At 66.1% G+C, this 16,588-nt stretch carries 15 protein-coding genes; 8 read left to right on the top strand and 7 right to left on the bottom strand.

From position 1 onward, the window contains the following. Positions 1-112: 112 nt before the first annotated feature. Both ACGFIV_RS30315 and ACGFIV_RS30310 read left to right on the top strand, forming a co-directional pair. Positions 113-979, top strand: a complete 867-nt coding sequence (locus ACGFIV_RS30315) for a helix-turn-helix domain-containing protein (protein ID WP_392838340.1) — start codon at positions 113-115, stop codon at positions 977-979. After that, on the top strand, positions 976-1,197 hold the full coding sequence (locus tag ACGFIV_RS30310; protein ID WP_392838339.1) for a DUF397 domain-containing protein: 222 nt from the start codon (positions 976-978) through the stop codon (positions 1,195-1,197). The genes ACGFIV_RS30315 and ACGFIV_RS30310 overlap by 4 nt, the downstream gene beginning before the upstream one ends. A gap of 276 nt (positions 1,198-1,473) precedes the next feature. On the opposite strand, the gene ACGFIV_RS30305 is transcribed toward ACGFIV_RS30310, so the two are convergent. The 3 genes from ACGFIV_RS30305 to ACGFIV_RS30295 form a co-directional block, all read right to left on the bottom strand. Continuing rightward, positions 1,474-2,370, bottom strand: a complete 897-nt coding sequence (locus ACGFIV_RS30305) for an HNH endonuclease (protein ID WP_392838338.1) — start codon at positions 2,368-2,370, stop codon at positions 1,474-1,476. A 524-nt stretch (positions 2,371-2,894) separates the two neighbouring features. Next, complete coding sequence (locus tag ACGFIV_RS30300) at positions 2,895-3,437, bottom strand: DUF6879 family protein (protein WP_392838337.1); 543 nt, start codon at positions 3,435-3,437, stop codon at positions 2,895-2,897. Beyond that, positions 3,406-3,783, bottom strand: a complete 378-nt coding sequence (locus ACGFIV_RS30295) for a hypothetical protein (protein WP_392838336.1) — start codon at positions 3,781-3,783, stop codon at positions 3,406-3,408. The genes ACGFIV_RS30300 and ACGFIV_RS30295 overlap by 32 nt, the downstream gene beginning before the upstream one ends. A gap of 365 nt (positions 3,784-4,148) precedes the next feature. Here ACGFIV_RS30295 and tgmA point away from each other — a divergent pair, with 365 nt between their 5' ends. The 6 genes from tgmA (at position 4,149) to ACGFIV_RS30265 (ending at position 10,517) form a co-directional block, all read left to right on the top strand. After that, a complete protein-coding gene (gene tgmA, locus ACGFIV_RS30290) occupies positions 4,149-4,412 on the top strand; it encodes a putative ATP-grasp-modified RiPP (protein WP_392838335.1) in 264 nt (87 codons plus the stop codon). A gap of 11 nt (positions 4,413-4,423) precedes the next feature. Further along, on the top strand, positions 4,424-5,359 hold the full coding sequence (gene tgmB / locus ACGFIV_RS30285) for an ATP-grasp ribosomal peptide maturase (RefSeq protein ID WP_392838334.1): 936 nt from the start codon (positions 4,424-4,426) through the stop codon (positions 5,357-5,359). Continuing rightward, positions 5,356-6,504 carry an ATP-grasp peptide maturase system methyltransferase gene (tgmC, locus tag ACGFIV_RS30280; RefSeq protein ID WP_392838333.1) on the top strand — a complete coding sequence of 383 codons (1,149 nt, stop codon included), beginning with the start codon at positions 5,356-5,358 and terminating at the stop codon, positions 6,502-6,504. The genes tgmB and tgmC overlap by 4 nt, the downstream gene beginning before the upstream one ends. Positions 6,505-6,654: 150 nt before the next feature. Further along, a complete protein-coding gene (locus ACGFIV_RS30275) occupies positions 6,655-7,017 on the top strand; it encodes an ASCH domain-containing protein (RefSeq protein ID WP_392838332.1) in 363 nt (120 codons plus the stop codon). A 529-nt stretch (positions 7,018-7,546) separates the two neighbouring features. Next, a complete protein-coding gene (locus tag ACGFIV_RS30270) occupies positions 7,547-9,379 on the top strand; it encodes a Xaa-Pro dipeptidyl-peptidase (protein WP_392838331.1) in 1,833 nt (610 codons plus the stop codon). Between the two features lie 343 nt (positions 9,380-9,722). Beyond that, entirely contained in the window at positions 9,723-10,517 is a 795-nt protein-coding gene (locus tag ACGFIV_RS30265; protein WP_392838330.1) for an NPP1 family protein, read from the top strand. A 100-nt stretch (positions 10,518-10,617) separates the two neighbouring features. Here ACGFIV_RS30265 and ACGFIV_RS30260 read toward each other — a convergent pair whose 3' ends face one another. From ACGFIV_RS30260 to ACGFIV_RS30245, 4 genes are all read right to left on the bottom strand, one after another. Beyond that, entirely contained in the window at positions 10,618-12,486 is a 1,869-nt protein-coding gene (locus tag ACGFIV_RS30260) for a potassium transporter TrkA (RefSeq protein ID WP_392838329.1), read from the bottom strand. Positions 12,487-12,757: 271 nt separating this feature from the next. Then, positions 12,758-13,183 (bottom strand): histone-like nucleoid-structuring protein Lsr2, encoded by a 426-nt coding sequence (locus ACGFIV_RS30255; protein ID WP_358558862.1) that lies wholly within the window; start codon positions 13,181-13,183, stop codon positions 12,758-12,760. Positions 13,184-13,421: 238 nt separating this feature from the next. Then, positions 13,422-15,329, bottom strand: a complete 1,908-nt coding sequence (locus ACGFIV_RS30250; protein WP_392838328.1) for an adenylyl cyclase — start codon at positions 15,327-15,329, stop codon at positions 13,422-13,424. Between the two features lie 335 nt (positions 15,330-15,664). Then, on the bottom strand, positions 15,665-16,108 hold the full coding sequence (locus ACGFIV_RS30245) for a hypothetical protein (RefSeq protein ID WP_392838327.1): 444 nt from the start codon (positions 16,106-16,108) through the stop codon (positions 15,665-15,667). Positions 16,109-16,588 lie beyond the last annotated feature (480 nt).

The following is a 16,588-nucleotide window of genomic DNA, read 5'->3' as shown; positions in this document are numbered from 1 at the left end:
CCGTAGATGATGAAGGCTTTCCTGTCATGGGCGCAAGCTTTCGACCTAACTCGGTGTCAATATTCGATGAAGGGGCCCATCCCGCTGGGTGATGGGGTGCCAGACTGCGCACATGCCCAACACGCCTATGGTTCCGACTGTCCGGAGACGTCGCCTCGGCTCGACGCTGAGACACCTCCGCAACCAGGCCGGCCTGACCCTGGACGAAGCGGCCGCCGCTATGGGCTGGAAGGCCCCAAAGATGTCCAAGATCGAGAACGCGTCCGCGACCATCCGCCCGCCGGAGGTCGCCGCCTTGCTCAAGGCGTACGGCGTGAGCGATCCCGAAGTCTTCGCTGCCCTGGAAAGTCTGGCCAGGGACGCTGGCAAGAAGGGATGGTGGCAGACCTACACCGGCGTAGTCTCGTCCGCCTACGCGGACTACATCTCCCTTGAATCCGACGCCGAGCGGATCTGCGAATGGTCGCCACTGTTGATCCCCGGCCTGCTACAGACCGCGGCGTACGCCCGTGAGAACATCGCGGGCATCACGCACTTCCGCACCCCGGACGAGATCGCCGCACTCGTCGAGGTGCGTCAAGCACGGCAGTCCGTCCTCAGCCGTCCCGGCAACGCAGTGGAACTCTGGGCGATCATCCACGAGGCGGCTCTGCACCAACGCTTCGCTGTACGTCCCGCCACCATGCGCGAGCAACTCCGACGCCTACTTGATGTTGCCGACCTGCCCAATGTGACCGTTCAGATCATGCCGTTGGACTCCACGGCCCATCCGGGCATCTTGGGCGGCTTCAGCCTCGTCACCTTCCCGGGACCGATCCCAGACCTCGTGCTATTTGAGAACCTCAGCGGCGCGACCTACGTCGAAGGCCACGACACGACAACCTTCGCAAAAGCTGTTGAACGCATACGTGCCTCCGCGCTATCAGTAGAGGACTCCCTCGCACGTATCGCGAAACTGGAAGAAGGCAGCAAGAGATGAACGGATACAACGCCGATCTCTACGCGTACGACCTCTCCACCGCTACCTGGCGCAAGTCCTCCGCCAGCGGCGCAGAGCACAACTGCGTCGAGATCGCCAACCTCCCCAACGGCGCCAAGGCTATACGCGACTCGAAGAACCTCAACCGCGAGCTCTTAAGGTTCACTTCTTCTGAGTGGGCCGTTTTCCGCCTCGGTGTGCTAGCTGGAGAAATCTGACCAGGTCGACCGCGCCACCTTTTGACTGGTGGTGGTTTCGCGAAGGCAGGATCATGTGAGCAAGACCCTGCTGGCGGCGGCCCTGCCAGCTGTGAGACTTAGCCTCGGCATCCATCAGTGATAAAATGCATGCGCTTGCTAAAATTGGACAACGCAAGAACAAACTTCTCAGTACCTCGCACCTGAGCTTAGGGCAGGAGAGTGGTGATGACGTGATCGCCACGATGAAGATCGCAGTCAAATGTCTCGGTGGGTGGCGTTTGCGTGCATGATTGGCTACGCGGCGGTGCGATGCATGCTCCAGTGCTCACTAAGCCACTTGAGGTGGGCAGGGGTGAGCGCTACGTAGAGCGGCTTGCCATGCATTCGCGCATAATTTGGGTAGTCAGTGAGTTCGGTGGACACGTCTAGCGTCTTCGTTGCAGTGTCGACAGCGATGAGCCCCAAATCGAACAATCGGTGGAGGTCACGACGCAACAACAGGCCTCCGCTCTTGTAGTGCCGGCCATTGGCGGCGTAACTGTATAAGTGGGCGGCTTCTAGAGCCTGTTCCGGTACTGGGCCGGTAAACGCACACGTCGCACCGAAAGTGCCCAGCAGGTGCCTGCGGAAGTCTGGCTGCCCGACGCGAGCCCGCACGGTGGTGCGGCGATGCCCGCCGGCGATGACCTCTTGCGTACTATCGACGAGGCCGAGCGGGGTTCTCGCCGCACCCTTTTCGATCCTCACTCGGAAGTCATCCCACCGCAGTGGCCTGAGGCTCAGTTGCGACTTCGGCTTCTCGCACAACTGGCGTAGCTCAGCGGCCGACAAGCTGCCGCGCAGGTCAATCCATCCGGCTTCGTGACGGCTGCGATAGGTCCTGACCGTCACCCGCTTGGTAGCTGGCTGGTCGAACTCCTTGTTGCACTTCCAGCACACATACTCGGGCGTCATCGTCTTGCGTGAGGCGACATCTGCCCGACCACAGAATGGACAGAACTTAACGTCCTTGTCCCCTTCACCGGTTTCGATGTATTCGATGACCGACAACCCGATCAGATCTACCCTGTCCCACAACACGATCACGTCGCCGACTGCAATTTTTGAGTGGTTCGGAACCTTGTTATCCCAGCTGTAGTGGCGAGATGGATCGTCGTCGTACCCGTCGCCAGCGCGCTTGCGCTTGTCCACGGCGATCACCAACCAAGCTGCCATCTGACCGCCTCGCCTCGCGAGCCCTCATCTGCCTACGTATGTCATGGAACGACACACCTAGGATCATGATATCGGGCATTGCTGACAATTCTGGTCGCATGGCGCATGTGCCACGAGACTCGTTTGTCAATGAAGTGCTGTCTGGGGGCGTGGGAGGGGTGTCAGCGCAAGGTCGTGGCTCGCCTGCCCTCGATTCTTCAGTTCGTGAGTGGCTATTTTTTGTCCGGTTGATGCCCGTTCGTCCCCTGGTAAGGGGGGAGTCTTCGCGTGTAGTGCGGCTGCATCCGGTTCCACGGCCGGAAGGTCTGGGTCCTTTCGTGTTGTCTGGGTGGGGGTCAGCCTGGCAGGCGGGTTGAGGTGGAACCACTGTCAGGCGGTCCCACCAGTTCAGGACGCAGGGGTTCACCCCGCTTCTCGCGTGGGCCCAGGGCCTATTTGGCTTGGAGGTCGGCGTGTGACGGTGAGGGCATGATGCTGCTCACCGGGGTGCCGACAGGGGATCAGGCGGGCGTGTAGTCGCTGTGGTTGATTCCTGCTGCCCACACCGCGTTGAACGCCCCCGCGCACAGTTTCACCACGTCGGGATCTTCGCACCACTCCACTCCAGCCCAGGCGCCGTCTCCGGTGAAGTGGTTGAACTGCACCGTCTCTCGGTCCAGTAGCCAGAAGTCGTTGCCGGGCAGTGCGATCCCGGACGCCAGGCGGCGAGGAAGCCACCGTCCCTGTTCGCCAGCCATGAGGTTGGTGAAGGAGATGTCGTACTCGAAGCGGATGTACTCGGTCACCGGCTCCGACACGATCCGGGCCCGCTTGACCTCCACGCCTCTACCGGTCGTCTCCCGCATCAGGCTCAGCCACGGCCGCCACCACGACGCCTCATCAGTCGGGTCGTAGCGGTGGCCCGCCTTCCACGCCGAGAACATCGGGTCCTCGGCGGATACGGCGTACAGGTCGCGCATCTCCAGGTGGACCGCCGACCGCTCGCACGAGCGGAACAACGCGGTCCACTGGTCAAACGTCGGCGCTTCGGCGCTCCAGCCCACTGGTCACCTCCAGTGCGGTCTTCGGGATCTCGATCACTGTCTCATGGCTGGGCATGTCCAGCTGTGAGAGCACAGCCGGATTGGTGATGAGCGGCCCTCGGAACACATACGTTTCATCGCGATCGAGCACCAGGGGCGACTCCGTCGGGACGGCCACGCCCTCCGGCAGGAACGCCATCAGCTCCTTCGGCACCTCGACGAGGGTCTCGTGGTCAGCGAGGACGACCTGGCCGAGCACGGTCGGATCGGTAACGATCCATCCTTGGAGCACGTATCTGTCGCCGTCCTCGAACAGCGTAGGCGAACCGCCGTCAATGGTGTCCTTGCCTAGGAAACGTAGCGCCACGGGGCTTCTCCTCCGATCGGGGAGCGGATGACTACGCCACCGAGTTTGTGTGCTGTGTGTTACCGCCTCAAGGAGTTTGCGCGAGTTTGCACGGCGTGCCGCGGCCGGTACCCGCCGCGCGGGCTGTTCCGCAAAGGCGCTCAAACTTGTTGAGCCGCAGGTAGAGGCTTTCTAACGTCAGGGCAGGCGCTCCCGCCCCTCCATCTGTCCGGGCGCTTTGCACTTCACTGCCAGTAACGTGCCTGATTCCATGAATGCCTGCGTGGCTACAACAGCCACTGTTACTCCGAAATCGGAGATAGCGCGTGGTTCGGGCGAATATGACCCTCCAACTCCTGGGACGTTCCTGAGAAAGGGACACAGCCATGAACAACTTGTCAGGGCAACCGTGGGGCCTCACCCGATCAGCCCCGTTCACGTCCCCGACTGCCGCGCCGTACAGCGTCGAACTCGACCCGGTCACCCAGACCGGGCTCTACCGCGACACGACGACCGGTCAGGTCGTCGAGGCCGGCAAGCACGGTACGAACAAGCAGACCAGCAAAACGCAGCGGACGGGCGGCAGCGGAGATGGGAAGGACCCTCAGCCTTCGGACCAGACCACGGTCACCGACTACGACAACGACTGACGGACGTCCCCGTGATCCTTGTGCTCACCTGCCTGGACGATCCGACAGCGGACATGGTCATCAAGCACCTGAACGAGCGTGAAGCACACGTTGCGCGGTTCGATCCCGGCGCCGACTTCCCCACCGACGCCGAGTTGTCGGCATGGTTCGGAGAGGTCCTCCCGCGCGGTGTGCTGACCACACGCTCACGGCGGATCGTCCTGGAGCAGGTGCGGGCCGTCTACTACCGGCGGCCGACGCCTTACCTGTCCGACCGCCCGTCGCAGGTCGAGCGGTTCGTCGGGACACAGTCCCGCTTCGGGGTCGGCGGAATCCTCGCGGCCCTGCCTTGCTCATACGTCAGCCACCCGTGGGCGGTCATGGCGGCCGAGTACAAGCCGCTCCAGCTCGCCACCGCGCGCCGGATCGGATTCGAGGTGCCCGCGACTCTGATCACCAACCGGCTGGACGACGCCCGCGTGTTCGCGGCCGAGCACGGTCCCATCGTCTACAAGCCACTGCGAGCCACCCCCTACACCGGTCCCAACGGGGAGCCCACCACCATCTGGACGGCTCAGGTCCAGTCCGGTGACCTGGACGACAGCATCGGTGGTGCCGCGCACCTGTTCCAAGCCCGTGTCGACAAGGCGGCCGACCTTCGGGTGACCGTTGTGGGGGAGCGGGTGTTCTGTGTCCGGCTCGATTCCGACCTGCTTGACTGGCGGCGGGACTACGACCGGCTCTCATACACGGTGATCGAGCCTCCTCCCCGTCTCGCCGAAGGTTGTCTCGCCTACCTCGGCGCGCTCGGTCTGCGCTTCGGCGCATTTGATTTCGCGCTCACCGGCGACGGTGTTCCGGTATTCCTGGAGTGCAATCCCAACGGGCAGTGGGCCTGGCTGGAGGATGCCACCGGATTGCCCATCGCCGCCGCCATCGCCGACATGCTCCTGGAGGAGCCGACGTGACTGCTCATGGAGCCGTACGGCTCCGCCGTGCCCTCGCCGACCAGCTTGCCCAGGCCGGATCCCTTGGCGGCCCAGAGTGGCGGGATGCGGTCGAGTCCGTGCCGAGGGAACGCTTTCTCGGCTCGGCGATCGCCGGGGCCACCGGGTACGGCGACCGATGGAAGGTGATCCATCGCGATGAGGTCACCGAAGACGAGTGGTTGGAGCTGGCGAACCGGAACGAGACCTGGGTGACGCAGGTCGACGGGAACTCGGTCGAGAATGCGCGCGGCACCATCGCGGGAGCGCCCACCTCCTCTTCCACGCTGCCCGGCCTGGTGGTGCTGATGCTGGAGGCCTCGCAGATCTCCGAAGGCGACAAGGTGCTGGAGGTCGGCACCGGCACCGGCTACTCGACTGCGCTGATGTGTCACCGGCTCGGCGACAAGGCCGTGACCTCGATCGAGTACGACCCGGCCGTGGCCGACCGGGCCCGTGACGCGCTCACCGCCGCCGGCTACACGCCCATGCTCGTGACCGGTGATGGTCTCGCGGGCTATGACAAGAACGCCGAGTACGACCGGCTGATCGCCACCTGCTCGGTGCGCTACGTTCCGATGCCGTGGATGTGGCAGGTCCGCGACGGTGGCACGATCACCGCTCCGCTGACCGGGTGGATGCGCGGAGCCGCGTTCGCGCATCTCACACTCGGTGACGACGGTACGGCGAGCGGGCGGTTCCTTAAGGACGACATCTACTTCATGACCGCCCGCCCCCACGGCCCGCCGCCGGTGGCCTCTCCCTACCTGGCGAGCGGGGAGGTGAGGGAGAGCCGGGTGGATCCGCAGGTCCTGGACAGTCCGGCCGGGCTGTTCGTGGCACAGCTCGCCGCGCCGTCGGCGATGCGGCTGGGCGGTGGCGACGAGGTCATCCTGTGGGATGTCGCCACCGGTTCGCAGGCCGTCACCGGGCCCGATCCGGCAGGCGGCTGGACGGTCCGCCAGCGCGGGCCGCTGCGGCTGTGGGACGCGGTTGAAGACGCCATCCTGGTCTGGCAGAGCGCCGGCTCTCCGCACCAGTCCGCGTACGGGCTCACCGTCACCGGGGACAGTCAGTACGTCTGGCTGGGCGAACCCGACGGGCCAAGATGGGAGCTGCCCGTCTGAGTGAGGTGGAAAACTCGGTGCGCGGAAGCGGACAGGCTCCGACCTGGAGGTAGGTCAGCTGCGTGTCGAAGTTGCTGATCAGGGGCTGGCCGATCCGAATCATTTCTGTCGCGGCTACACCACACCCGGACAATGACCAGGAGGCCCGCGATGACCCCAGGGATGCGCGCCCGCGAGATGAACCTCTACCGCCGCTACTTCGATCTGGTCGCCGCCGGCCGCAAGACCATCGAGGTCCGCGTCCAATACCCGAACTTGCGCACCCTCGCGGCAGGTGATCACATCCGGTTCGTCTGCGGCCGTGACGACTGCCTGACCCGCGTCAGGCGCGTCGCTGTGTACACATCCTTCGAGGAGATGCTCGACACCGAAGGGCCGATCAACGTCAACCCCGACAGTCCCCGCGAGCAGCAGCTTGCCAACATCCGCCGTATCTACGGACCCGAGAAGGAAGCTCTCGGCGTCCTGGCCATTGAGATCGAACGGGTAGCCGCAGCAGGTCCTGACCACTGACGTTGATCCGCCGAGTCCCGTCGGCACCGCCTGTGATGACCAGACGGAGGCTCTCCGTCGGTAACCAGAACTTTGCCGGGCATTGGGATCCCGGACGCCAGCGGGCGAGGAGGCCATCGTTCCTGTTCGCTCGCCACTGATCAGACGTCAGCGCTCCAGGCCACGGTCACCTCCTGTGCGGGCTTCCGGAACTCGATCACTGTCTCATGGCTGGGCTTGTCCAACTGGCCGATCGCGCTCGGATCGCCGTGGGGCTGGAGGGCCGGAGAATGTGCCGGAAATGTCGTGATCGAGACGATATTGAGACAAAACAGCCATCGTAAGACATTCTGCGAACTTAGATCATTCCTGGGACGCCTTTACGGTCTCTTGACCTGCTGGGCGGCGATTTTCCGCTTCTAAGCTGAGCGTTCAGGAAGGTTTGCCGATGTCTTTGCCGCGCCAGGGGATGGGTCATGGGGCCCAAGCCGCTTTCCGTAGTCCGGGATCAGCTCGCCGCGGCGCCGCGGCTCTGGGTCTCGCCGCCACCATGACCCTCGCCGGGGTCGCCACGACCTCGGCCACCGCTGACGCGGCGGCTCCCGTCGGACCGGTCATCCAGGACGGCATGGCCCAGCCGGTGTTCTCGACCAATCGCAACGACTGGATTCGCGAGGAGGTGTGGATCGAGACCCCGGTCGACAGTGACGGCGACGGACGGAACGACCGGGTACACGCCGAGGTCACCCGGCTCAAGGAGACCGAGACGGCCGGCCTGAAGTCGCCCGTCGTGTACGAGGTCAGCCCCTACTACGCGGGCGGCAACCCGATCACGAACCACAACGTCGATCACGACCTCAACGAGGCGGTCCGCCCGGGCAAGGGCTGGCAGAACCGCGGTGGTTCGGTGAGGAACCCGGCGACCGACGAGCGGCTGGCCGTCGCGGCCGACGCCGACGAGGCCCCCGTCGGCGCCGGCCCGCAGCCCGCCATCAGCACCAGCCACGAGTCCAACTGGCTGCCTCGCGGTTTCGCGGTGGTCCATGCCGAGTCGCTGGGCAGCGGCAAGTCCGAGGGCTGCCCGACCACCGGTGGGCGCAACGAGACCATCGGCGCGAAGTCGGTCGTGGACTGGCTGAACGGTCGCGCCAAGGCTTTCAACGCCAGCGGCGGGGAGGTCAAGGCGCCCTGGACGACCGGCAAGGTCGGCATGATCGGTACCTCGTACAACGGCACCCTGCCGAACGCGGTCGCGAGCACCGGCGTCGATGGTCTGGAGGCCATCGTGCCGATCTCGGCGATCTCCAGCTGGTACGACTACTACCGTGCCAACGGCGCCGTGGTCGCACCCGGTGGCTACCAGGGCGAGGACACCGACGTGCTCGGGGAGTACGTCTACACCCGCGCGGACAGGCAGGTCTGCCGGAGCGTCATCGAGGAGCTCGCGAAGGCGCAGGACCGGGTCAGCGGCGACTACAACGCCTTCTGGGACGAGCGCAACTACATGAACGACGTCGGCAAGGTCCACGCCGCGGTGCTGGTCGCGCACGGGCTCAACGACTGGAACGTCAAGACCAAGCACGCCGCGCAGTGGTACGAAGCGCTCAAGGCGCGCGGAGTGCCGCACAAAATCTATCTGCACCAGGGCGGGCACGGCGGCTCGCCCAGCGTCAACGTGCTCAACCGCTGGTTCACCCGCTACCTGTGGGGTTACGAGAATGAGGTGGAGAACGACCCGCGGGCGCTGATCCAGCGTGAGGACAGGACGCTCGTGGAGTACCCGGAGTGGCCGGAACCGGCCGCGGCGGCGACCGAGCTCAACCTGGCGCCCAGCACGGACGGGGCCTCCGGTGTCCTCACCGGAGACAAGACCCGCGTAGGCAAGCCGGTGACCGAGACGATCGTCGACGACGCGTCCAAGCGGGCGCAGACGCTGGCCGACGCCGTGACGTCTCCGAACCGTCTCGCCTACAAGTCCGGGACGCTGACCGGTGCGGTCCGGCTCAGTGGCACGCCGCAGGTGTCGCTGCGGATGAGCTACGACCGGCCGGCCGCGAACGTCACGGCGCTGCTCGTCGACTACGACCAGAACGGCAAGGCGAAGATCATCACCCGGGGCTGGGTGGATCCGCAGAACCGCAAGTCGATCTCGAAGACCGAGCCGGTCAAGCCGGGCAGCCCGTACCGCGTCGACTTCGACATGCAGCCGCATGACTACGTGTTCCAGGCGGGACACCGCATCGCGATCGTGCTGCTGTCGAGCGACTACGAGTACACCATCCGGCCCACCCCTGGCAGGACGCTGTCCCTCGACACGACGAAGAGCACGGTGACGCTGCCGATCGTCGGCGGAGCGGCCGCTTTCACCGCGGCGAACGGCTGACCCCGGATCCCGCCCACAGGCTGAGCGGGCTGCCAAGCGGCGGCCCGCTCAAGCCTGTGGGCGGGCGGATATCGCCTCGTCGGGCCTTCCCAGGCTTCGCTCGTGGGTCATCTTTCGGCCGTCGCTGATACATGTCGGTGTCATCTCGTTTGGGGACCTTGATCAGGCGTCGGTCTCGTGGTGCCGTGAAAGTGCGAGGCGTACTCACATCGGCGCGGAGAACTCCGCCGATCGCATCCATGCCGACGCACCGCAGGTCAGGGAGCCAGTCCTTCGAGAAAGCGGAAGAATGCGAAAACTGTCGTCATTCACGTCCACCGCTAGGGCATCGAAGTCAGCGACCGTGTCAGAGAGGAGGACGTCACCCTTCAGGCGCAAGGGTTCCCGGCTCGGGATCGTGCTCGTCGCCACCGCTCTGGGGGTCGTGATCCCCGCGTCGGCCGCCTGGGCCGATCCGCCGCACAACCTTCCCCAGTCGGCCGGAGGGTACGAGTCGTCGTTCTCGCCGGCCTACGACTACGACGGCGACGGCTGTTACGCCACCCCCGCCATCGGGCCGGACGGGACCCTCGCGCCGGGGCTGAACCCGACCGGGGCGGTCAACGGCAACTGCCGGGACCAGTCGGACCTGGACAACTCGCAGACCTACGCCCGGTCCAAGTGCGACAACGGCTGGTGCGCGGTCGTGTACGCCAGCTACTTCGAGAAGGACCAGGCGCTGCCCGGCGTCAGCCTTGGCGGCCACCGTCACGACTGGGAGCACGTCATCTCCTGGGTGAACCAGGCGTCCAACCGGGTGGAGTACGTGTCGACCACGCAGCACAGCAGCGTCGTGACCTACACGCGCTCGCAGGTGCGCTTCGACGGGTCGCACCCCAAGGTCGTCTACCACAAGGACGGGGCGTCCACGCACTTCTTCCGGCTCGCCAACGGCAACGACGAGCCGCCGGAGAACCACTACCACAACTGGCGCTATCCCCCGCTCGTGGACTGGAACGGCTGGCCCAGCACCTCGCTGCGCGACAGGCTGATGACCGCGGACTTCGGCTCCGCGACCATCAAGATCAATGACGGGAGGTTCGGGGACCTGCTGGCGAGCGCCAAGCCAAGTGGAATCCCCTTCGACCCCCGGGCCTGACGACCCCGACAGCCTCTCCACGCACGGACCCGCGAGGCCGGGGCGACGTGAACCCCGTGCGTGGAGAAGCCGCGGCCGCCCTGCGCGGGGCAGCGCGTCGCTAATCCTCGGTGAGCACGATGACGTTGTCGTCCGCGCCGAGGGTCAGGGCCTCTGTTTTGGATGGATTGAGCCTGACTCCGTAGGAAGGAGGCTGGTCGCTGTGGCGCTTGAGCCGGTAGCCGATGGCCGTCTGTCCTCGCCGCTTGGCCGCCTCGATGACGGTGCCGAAGTTCGCCTCCACGCCGGGGCTGACGTAGTCGGACGCGGGCCTCAGGAAGATCTCCGCTCCGGCGGGGTCGAAAAGCTCGGCGAAGACTCCCTGTAGGTGGCGGTTCTCGGCGAGCTGGGTCATCAGCAGGCTGATCAGCTTGGTGCTGACGATGAAGTCGTCGGCCTTGGTGACCTGGAAGATCTCCCGGTTGCGGTCGTCGTTGATCTCGGTGACGATCGAGTACGGGTCGCCGAGCCGCACCTCGATGTCGCGCAGGTGGAGCAGGGTCACCAGCGTGCGGTCATCGGCGTGGTCGAAGTCGACGCCGTCGTCCGCCAGCACGATGATGTGCTTGTAGCTGCCCAGGTCGAGGGCCTCCAGTGATCCTCTGCTGGTCGGCTCGCAGTGCTTGTAGCCGGTGGTCAGGTTCCTCCGGGGGGTCTCCATGACGTCGGCGGGCCGGCGCGGCGCGGCGATGTCCACGACCGAGTTCGGCTCGACGAGACGGTCCAGCAGGTCGATGATCTTCGTCGCGCGGGAGTTCCAGCCGATCAGCAGGGTGCGGTCCGGCATCGGCCGCCGGTCGGGGACCGAGGTGATCGCCGCCTCCTCGATCGGGGGAGGGGAGTCGGCCAGCCGGATGAGCAGGTCGTCTTCGGCCAGCACGATCAGATGGTCGTGGGTACCGATGGTGGTGTCCATCGGGGGGTTGACGACCACCGCTCCGTCGATCCTGCGCAGCCCGACGGGGACGCCGAGATCGTAGGCGTTGAGCGCCTGGCCGTAGGTCGACCCGGCGAGTGAGGGCTCGGGGCGGATGTAGATCTCGTTGCCGGCGAAGTCGAGCAGGTCGCTGCAGACCGTGGACAGGCCTGACTGGCGGTGTGACTGCACGACGAGGCGGACGGCGATGTCATCGGCGTCGATCACCAGAGCGGCCTCTCCACCGGCGAGACGGGCGGCGGCGAGGTTCTCCGAGTTCTGCACAGCGGTTACCACGTGTGGGCGGGAGCCGCGCCAGGTGCGGTTGTTCAGCAGCAGCAAAGCCTTGATCACGTCGATGTCGGCGTCTGGGCCCGGGGGTGGCAGTACCATGATCGACTTTGCCGTGTCCGGGCTCACCAGTTCCAGGTCGGCTCGCTTGAGCGCGCTGCCGGACCGGCAGATCACCCGTGTACGGCCCGTCTCGCCGACGCGGGCGCGGATCTCGTCGTCCATGTCCGCCTTGTCGCGGTCGGCGAGGATCACCACGCAGGAGCGCCGGTGGCCCTGGTTCGCTTTGACGAGCTCCTCGATGACGGTGAAGACCTGCTCCGACCAGCCGAGCACGATCGTGTGCCCGCGCTCGATGAGGCGTGACCGGCCCTTGCGCAACTGGGCGATCCGGTTCTCCAGGCCGGCGGTCAGCACACCGATCAGCGAGCTGACGATGAAGATGCCGCCGATGGTGACCAGGAGCATCAGAGCCAGGAAGAGGGGACTCCCGGCGTCGCCGCCCAGGGTGCCGGGGTCGATGGCCCGCATCAGGCTCATCCAGGTGACGCCGAGCCAGCCGCCGTCCTTCACGGGGTCCTCGGCGGGGACGAGGGTGACGACCAGCGCGGTGACCATCGCGATGAGCACGACGGAAGCGAGGCCGAGCCAGCCGATCAGCGCCGGGGTCCCGCGATCCATCGTGCCGTCGAACCAGTACCGCAGGCGATCCCGCAGTTTCATGTGCACCGCTCCAGATGTCCCAGCTCATTGGCGTCACAGCGAACCGGCGCGTGGAGCCACCCGGTTTGCGATCACAGGCGCGGTGGCAGCGCACCCAGGGTATCGGTGATCTCCGGCAGGCTATCGTCTCTTCCGACGGCCAGGAGCGTTGATTGCGGGGACGGACGCGGGGACTGGTCGGCCCGCCGTGGCGGCCACCTCGCCGAGGGGCGACTGAGTGGGGGCCGCCATCCGGGCAGTCATCCGGCCGCCATCCGGGCCGTCCTTCGACTCAGGTGCCGGCGTCCGGCTCCGCTCCGTCCTGGGCTTCACCGCCCGCATGTTCCTCCGACGACGACCGCGTGGAGGTCGCGTCGGGGTGGGCGGCGACGAACTGCTCGACGAGCTCGTCGGGGATCTTGCCACGGGCGGGTACGTCCAGCTCTTGCTCGCGTGCCCAGGTGCGGACGTCGGTGAGGGTGTAGCCCTGCAGCCGGGGCGAGAGCTCGGGGACCTTCTTCGACCGTGACGCCTGCTTCACTTCGCGGGAGCTCTCCAGGACCTCTTCGAGGAACGCGAGAGCGTCGCTCAGCCGCTGCTGGTTGGCATCCGACAGGTCGATGGCGAAGGTACGGTTCAGCAGCGGGAACTCCCGCCTCGCCACGTCTTCGCCCTCGGAGGAGTCGAGGTCGTCGACCAGTATCACCTTCTGCGCCACGTGCGGCCCTTTCCGAGTCGATCAGCGTCTGTCTGGACCGTGGCATCATACTGGCGTTCGAGAAACGGATCGCGTTGTTGACCGTGTCGACGCACCCACCGCGTACGTGATCTCGACCTGACCGGCAGCGGCCGCGCTCGGCCGCGCTCGGCCGCGCTCGGGCGAACGCGGGCGAACGCGGGCTCACGACGGTGGGCCGGAGTCGAAGGACTCCGGCCCACCAGGTCAGCGGGGTGTTCTACGGGGCCGGGTACTCCTTGACGAACACCGGTGAACCGACCTTGGTCGTGTCGGCCGGGTCGCCCACGCCGTTGACGACGTGGTCGATGATTCCGGCGCTGAGGTTGACCGTCATGATGTGGTGCAGCTTGACGCCCGGGGTCTCCGGGACCTCGAAGCCGTTCTCGGTGTGGATCGACGGGTTGTTCTGGTTGAAGACGTAGACGCCACCGCCGTACAGGTTGTGGGTCTTCACACGATTGCCGACCTTGTAGCCGGCGTAGCCCTCGACGGCGCCGTTCATCCAGTCGGCCTGGGTCGGCGGGTCGTACGGCAGCTCGTTCTGGTACAGGATGGTCGTGCCGTCGTCGCCGTTCCAGACGGTGTTGTACCGCTGGAAGTGCTCGACGAACAGGCCCGTCGCGGTCACGTGGTCACCGTTGATGACGGCTCCGTAGCGGCCGATGTTGGTGTTCCACCGTTGGGTGTCGGTGAAGCCCTCGACCCCGTGGTCGGCGCGCCACACCCAGGTGTGGTCGATGATCACGTTGTCGCTGTTGACCTCAAGCGCGGTGTCGGCCTTGCCGACGTGCGGTCCGCCGACGCGGAAGTACACGTCGGACAGGGTCGTCGGGTTGTTCGCCGAGCCCCCATGCCTGCCGTGATCGTCACCCCTGCCGTGGTCGTGGTCCTTGCCCACCCGCAGCAGTACCGGCGACTTCTGAAGGCCCGCGTCGATCGTGACGCCGGCGATGACGACGCCGGGGACGTCGGCGACGTCGAGCGGGGTCGAGCCGTTGACGGCGGTCAGCGTGGCGTGCCCGATACCGAGGACCACCGTGTCGGGGCGCTTGACCTCGATGTTCCGCGCGATGTCGTACACGCCGGGCGTGAGCAGCAGGTTCTTGCCGCGCGCGAGCTCGTTGTTGATGACCTTCACCGAGTCCGACGGCTTCGCGACGAAGAAGTCGGAGATCGGCAGCGTACGGCCCGGCGTCAGGCCGTTGGCCCACGTGATGCCACGCGTGTTCTTCTGGGCGGAGGGGACGCGGACGTTGTACTTGCCCTTCGCGTCGAGGAACAGGTACGGCTTCTCGCGGCTCACCGGAGTGGTGTCGAGCGTGGTGTAGGGCGGGTTGGGGAAGGCGGCGTCGCCCGGAGCGCCGACGACGCCCGAGAAGACCTGGTTCCACACCCCGTTGGACCAACCGGCGACCTCGGTGTTGCGGGTCAGCCACTGCTGCTGCGATCCGTTGGTGACGGACGGCAGCTTGGAGTCGGCGATGAAGCCGCCGCTGGCGTACTGCGGGCCGGCGGTGCAGTAGTCCATCAGCGACAGGTTGCCACCGCCGACGTTGAGGCGGCGCATGGACACGGCCTGGGAGACGGCCCAGAAGTTGGCCGATCCCCTGCAGCCGTCCTGGCCGGCGGCGTTGACGTTGATCGACAGATTGGACAGGGTGCGCCAGAAGTTGACGAGCGCGAGGCAGTTGCCCGTGCCGCCGTTCTCCAGGCAGCGGTTGTAGACCTCTACCTTGCCGTTGATGACGACGTCGGTGGGCGACGCGCCCAGGCCGGCGATCTCGGTGTAGTAGCCGACCTTGATCTGGAGCGGGTGTTCCGTGGTCCCGTACGTGCCCGGCTTGAACACGTAGGCGTGGCGATTGGTGCCCATCTCGTTGTCGACCTGCGTGGCGTGCGCCGCGTCGAGGGTCGCCTGGATCTCGCTGATCGGCATGCTCGGATCGAAGACGGTGACGTTCGGCCCGAAGTCCGGGGTGCGGGGTGCCGGCGAGGCGGTGGCGGCCGTTCCCGTCGTCAGGACGGCGGTCGTCAGCACGAGGCCGAGCGCGAACGCCCGCCCGAGCTGCCTATGGCTGGGGCTCCGCCTCGCGGAACCTTCATCGCCAGGAGGCAGGGTTGTCATACGGTTCGTCCTTTCCGCTCGGCGTGCGGCGCTACGTGGGCAGAAGACGTCAGGGGGATGGCGGGCATGAGGGCCAGGCGAATCGGCTGCTTCGACGAGCGCGGAAGCGCTCTCGCGTTTCTGGCGTTCACAATGGTCATCGACCTGTCTACTGGGGGGTGGACGGCCGGACGCTACGTCCCCGAAATGGGAGAGCGCTCTCTCGTTACGGGGGCGTGCATCCAGATGAGGAAGATGGATGTTGTTGGGATGTTTCTACCGTGTGAATCGGTCCAGCGCCATGTCCGCGCGGCGGTTGATTTTCGGAGACGGGCGTGCGGGCGTCCGCTCGGAACCTACTCGCACCAGTAGGGGCGGTAGGAGACGACGTTGCTCGCGTGCGACACGTTCCCGGCGGCGTCCCTCGCCCTGAGGTAGTACCGTGCGGTCCAGCAGCCCACGTGGTGATGGTCGACGAAGACCCTGTCGTGGGCCGAGGTGTGCCCGATCAACCGGTACCGCCCATGTCTGATCCCGTAGACGTCATAGGCCACGACGCCGAAGTTGTCCGAGGACGGGCCCCACTTCAGGACGATCGGTCCAAAGGGCCGCTTGAAGAGCATCAGGTGCCGTGGCCGCGTCGGTGGTTCGGTGTCGGGGGCGGGAGGATAGGGCCCGTTCGCGGTGTGGAGCGTCAGCGGGCCACGGGACTCGGCGGCGGCGGTGTCCGCTGTCCCGGCCAGCATCGCGCTTCCGACGGCGATCGCCAGCAGCGCGGGCAGTGCGTGCCTTCCAACCATTCCGAACACCCCCGATGGCGATGACTCCGGGCGCGGGATCTCGCTGCGCTTGCGATGTGTCCCTGGGGCCCGTTGTACGCGGGCCGATCCTCCGGTCGCTCGCACGGCTCATCGTGCTTACCGAATGATCATCCAATTTTCGGCGAACGGGAGGATCGCGGGGCCTGTCGCCGTCAGTAGCGGAGATTCCGGCGGCGGTAACATGGAATCGGGTCAGCGCACTCTCACGTGCGGTGGCCCGGAAGGGGCGGCCCCGGCGGTAACACACCGGGGCCGTTTCACGGCCGGCGGGGCGGGGGGTCCCGTCGGCGGCGTGTGCTGCTCCGCTCGACCGCGTGACCTGCCCTGCCTGGGCGAACCCGTTCGCGACCCTGGATCGCCGGTGCCGTGGGGGCTCCAGGAACGATCCGTTCGGTCATTTGGGTCTATACAGGCACGAAGGAGCTGTGTTAAAACCTCGTTAATTGATCTACAAGAAAT

The sequence above is a fragment of the Sphaerisporangium sp. NPDC049003 genome, assembly GCF_043197795.1.
GTDB lineage: Bacteria > Actinomycetota > Actinomycetes > Streptosporangiales > Streptosporangiaceae > Sphaerisporangium.
Note: the sequence above shows the minus strand (reverse complement) of the source record. Positions and strands in the feature narration are given on the sequence as shown.

What these genes read in the sequence shown, in the direction of transcription:
- ACGFIV_RS30315 (WP_392838340.1), top strand. Translation starts at nt 113, where the DNA reads ATGCCCAACACGCCTATGGTTCCGACTGTCCGGAGACGTCGCCTCGGC.
- ACGFIV_RS30310 (WP_392838339.1), top strand. Translation starts at nt 976, where the DNA reads ATGAACGGATACAACGCCGATCTCTACGCGTACGACCTCTCCACCGCT.
- tgmA (WP_392838335.1), top strand. Translation starts at nt 4,149, where the DNA reads ATGAACAACTTGTCAGGGCAACCGTGGGGCCTCACCCGATCAGCCCCG.
- ACGFIV_RS30275 (WP_392838332.1), top strand. Translation starts at nt 6,655, where the DNA reads ATGACCCCAGGGATGCGCGCCCGCGAGATGAACCTCTACCGCCGCTAC.
- ACGFIV_RS30270 (WP_392838331.1), top strand. Translation starts at nt 7,547, where the DNA reads ATGACCCTCGCCGGGGTCGCCACGACCTCGGCCACCGCTGACGCGGCG.
- ACGFIV_RS30260 (WP_392838329.1), bottom strand. Translation starts at nt 12,486, where the DNA reads ATGAAACTGCGGGATCGCCTGCGGTACTGGTTCGACGGCACGATGGAT.
- ACGFIV_RS30250 (WP_392838328.1), bottom strand. Translation starts at nt 15,329, where the DNA reads ATGACAACCCTGCCTCCTGGCGATGAAGGTTCCGCGAGGCGGAGCCCC.
- ACGFIV_RS30245 (WP_392838327.1), bottom strand. Translation starts at nt 16,108, where the DNA reads ATGGTTGGAAGGCACGCACTGCCCGCGCTGCTGGCGATCGCCGTCGGA.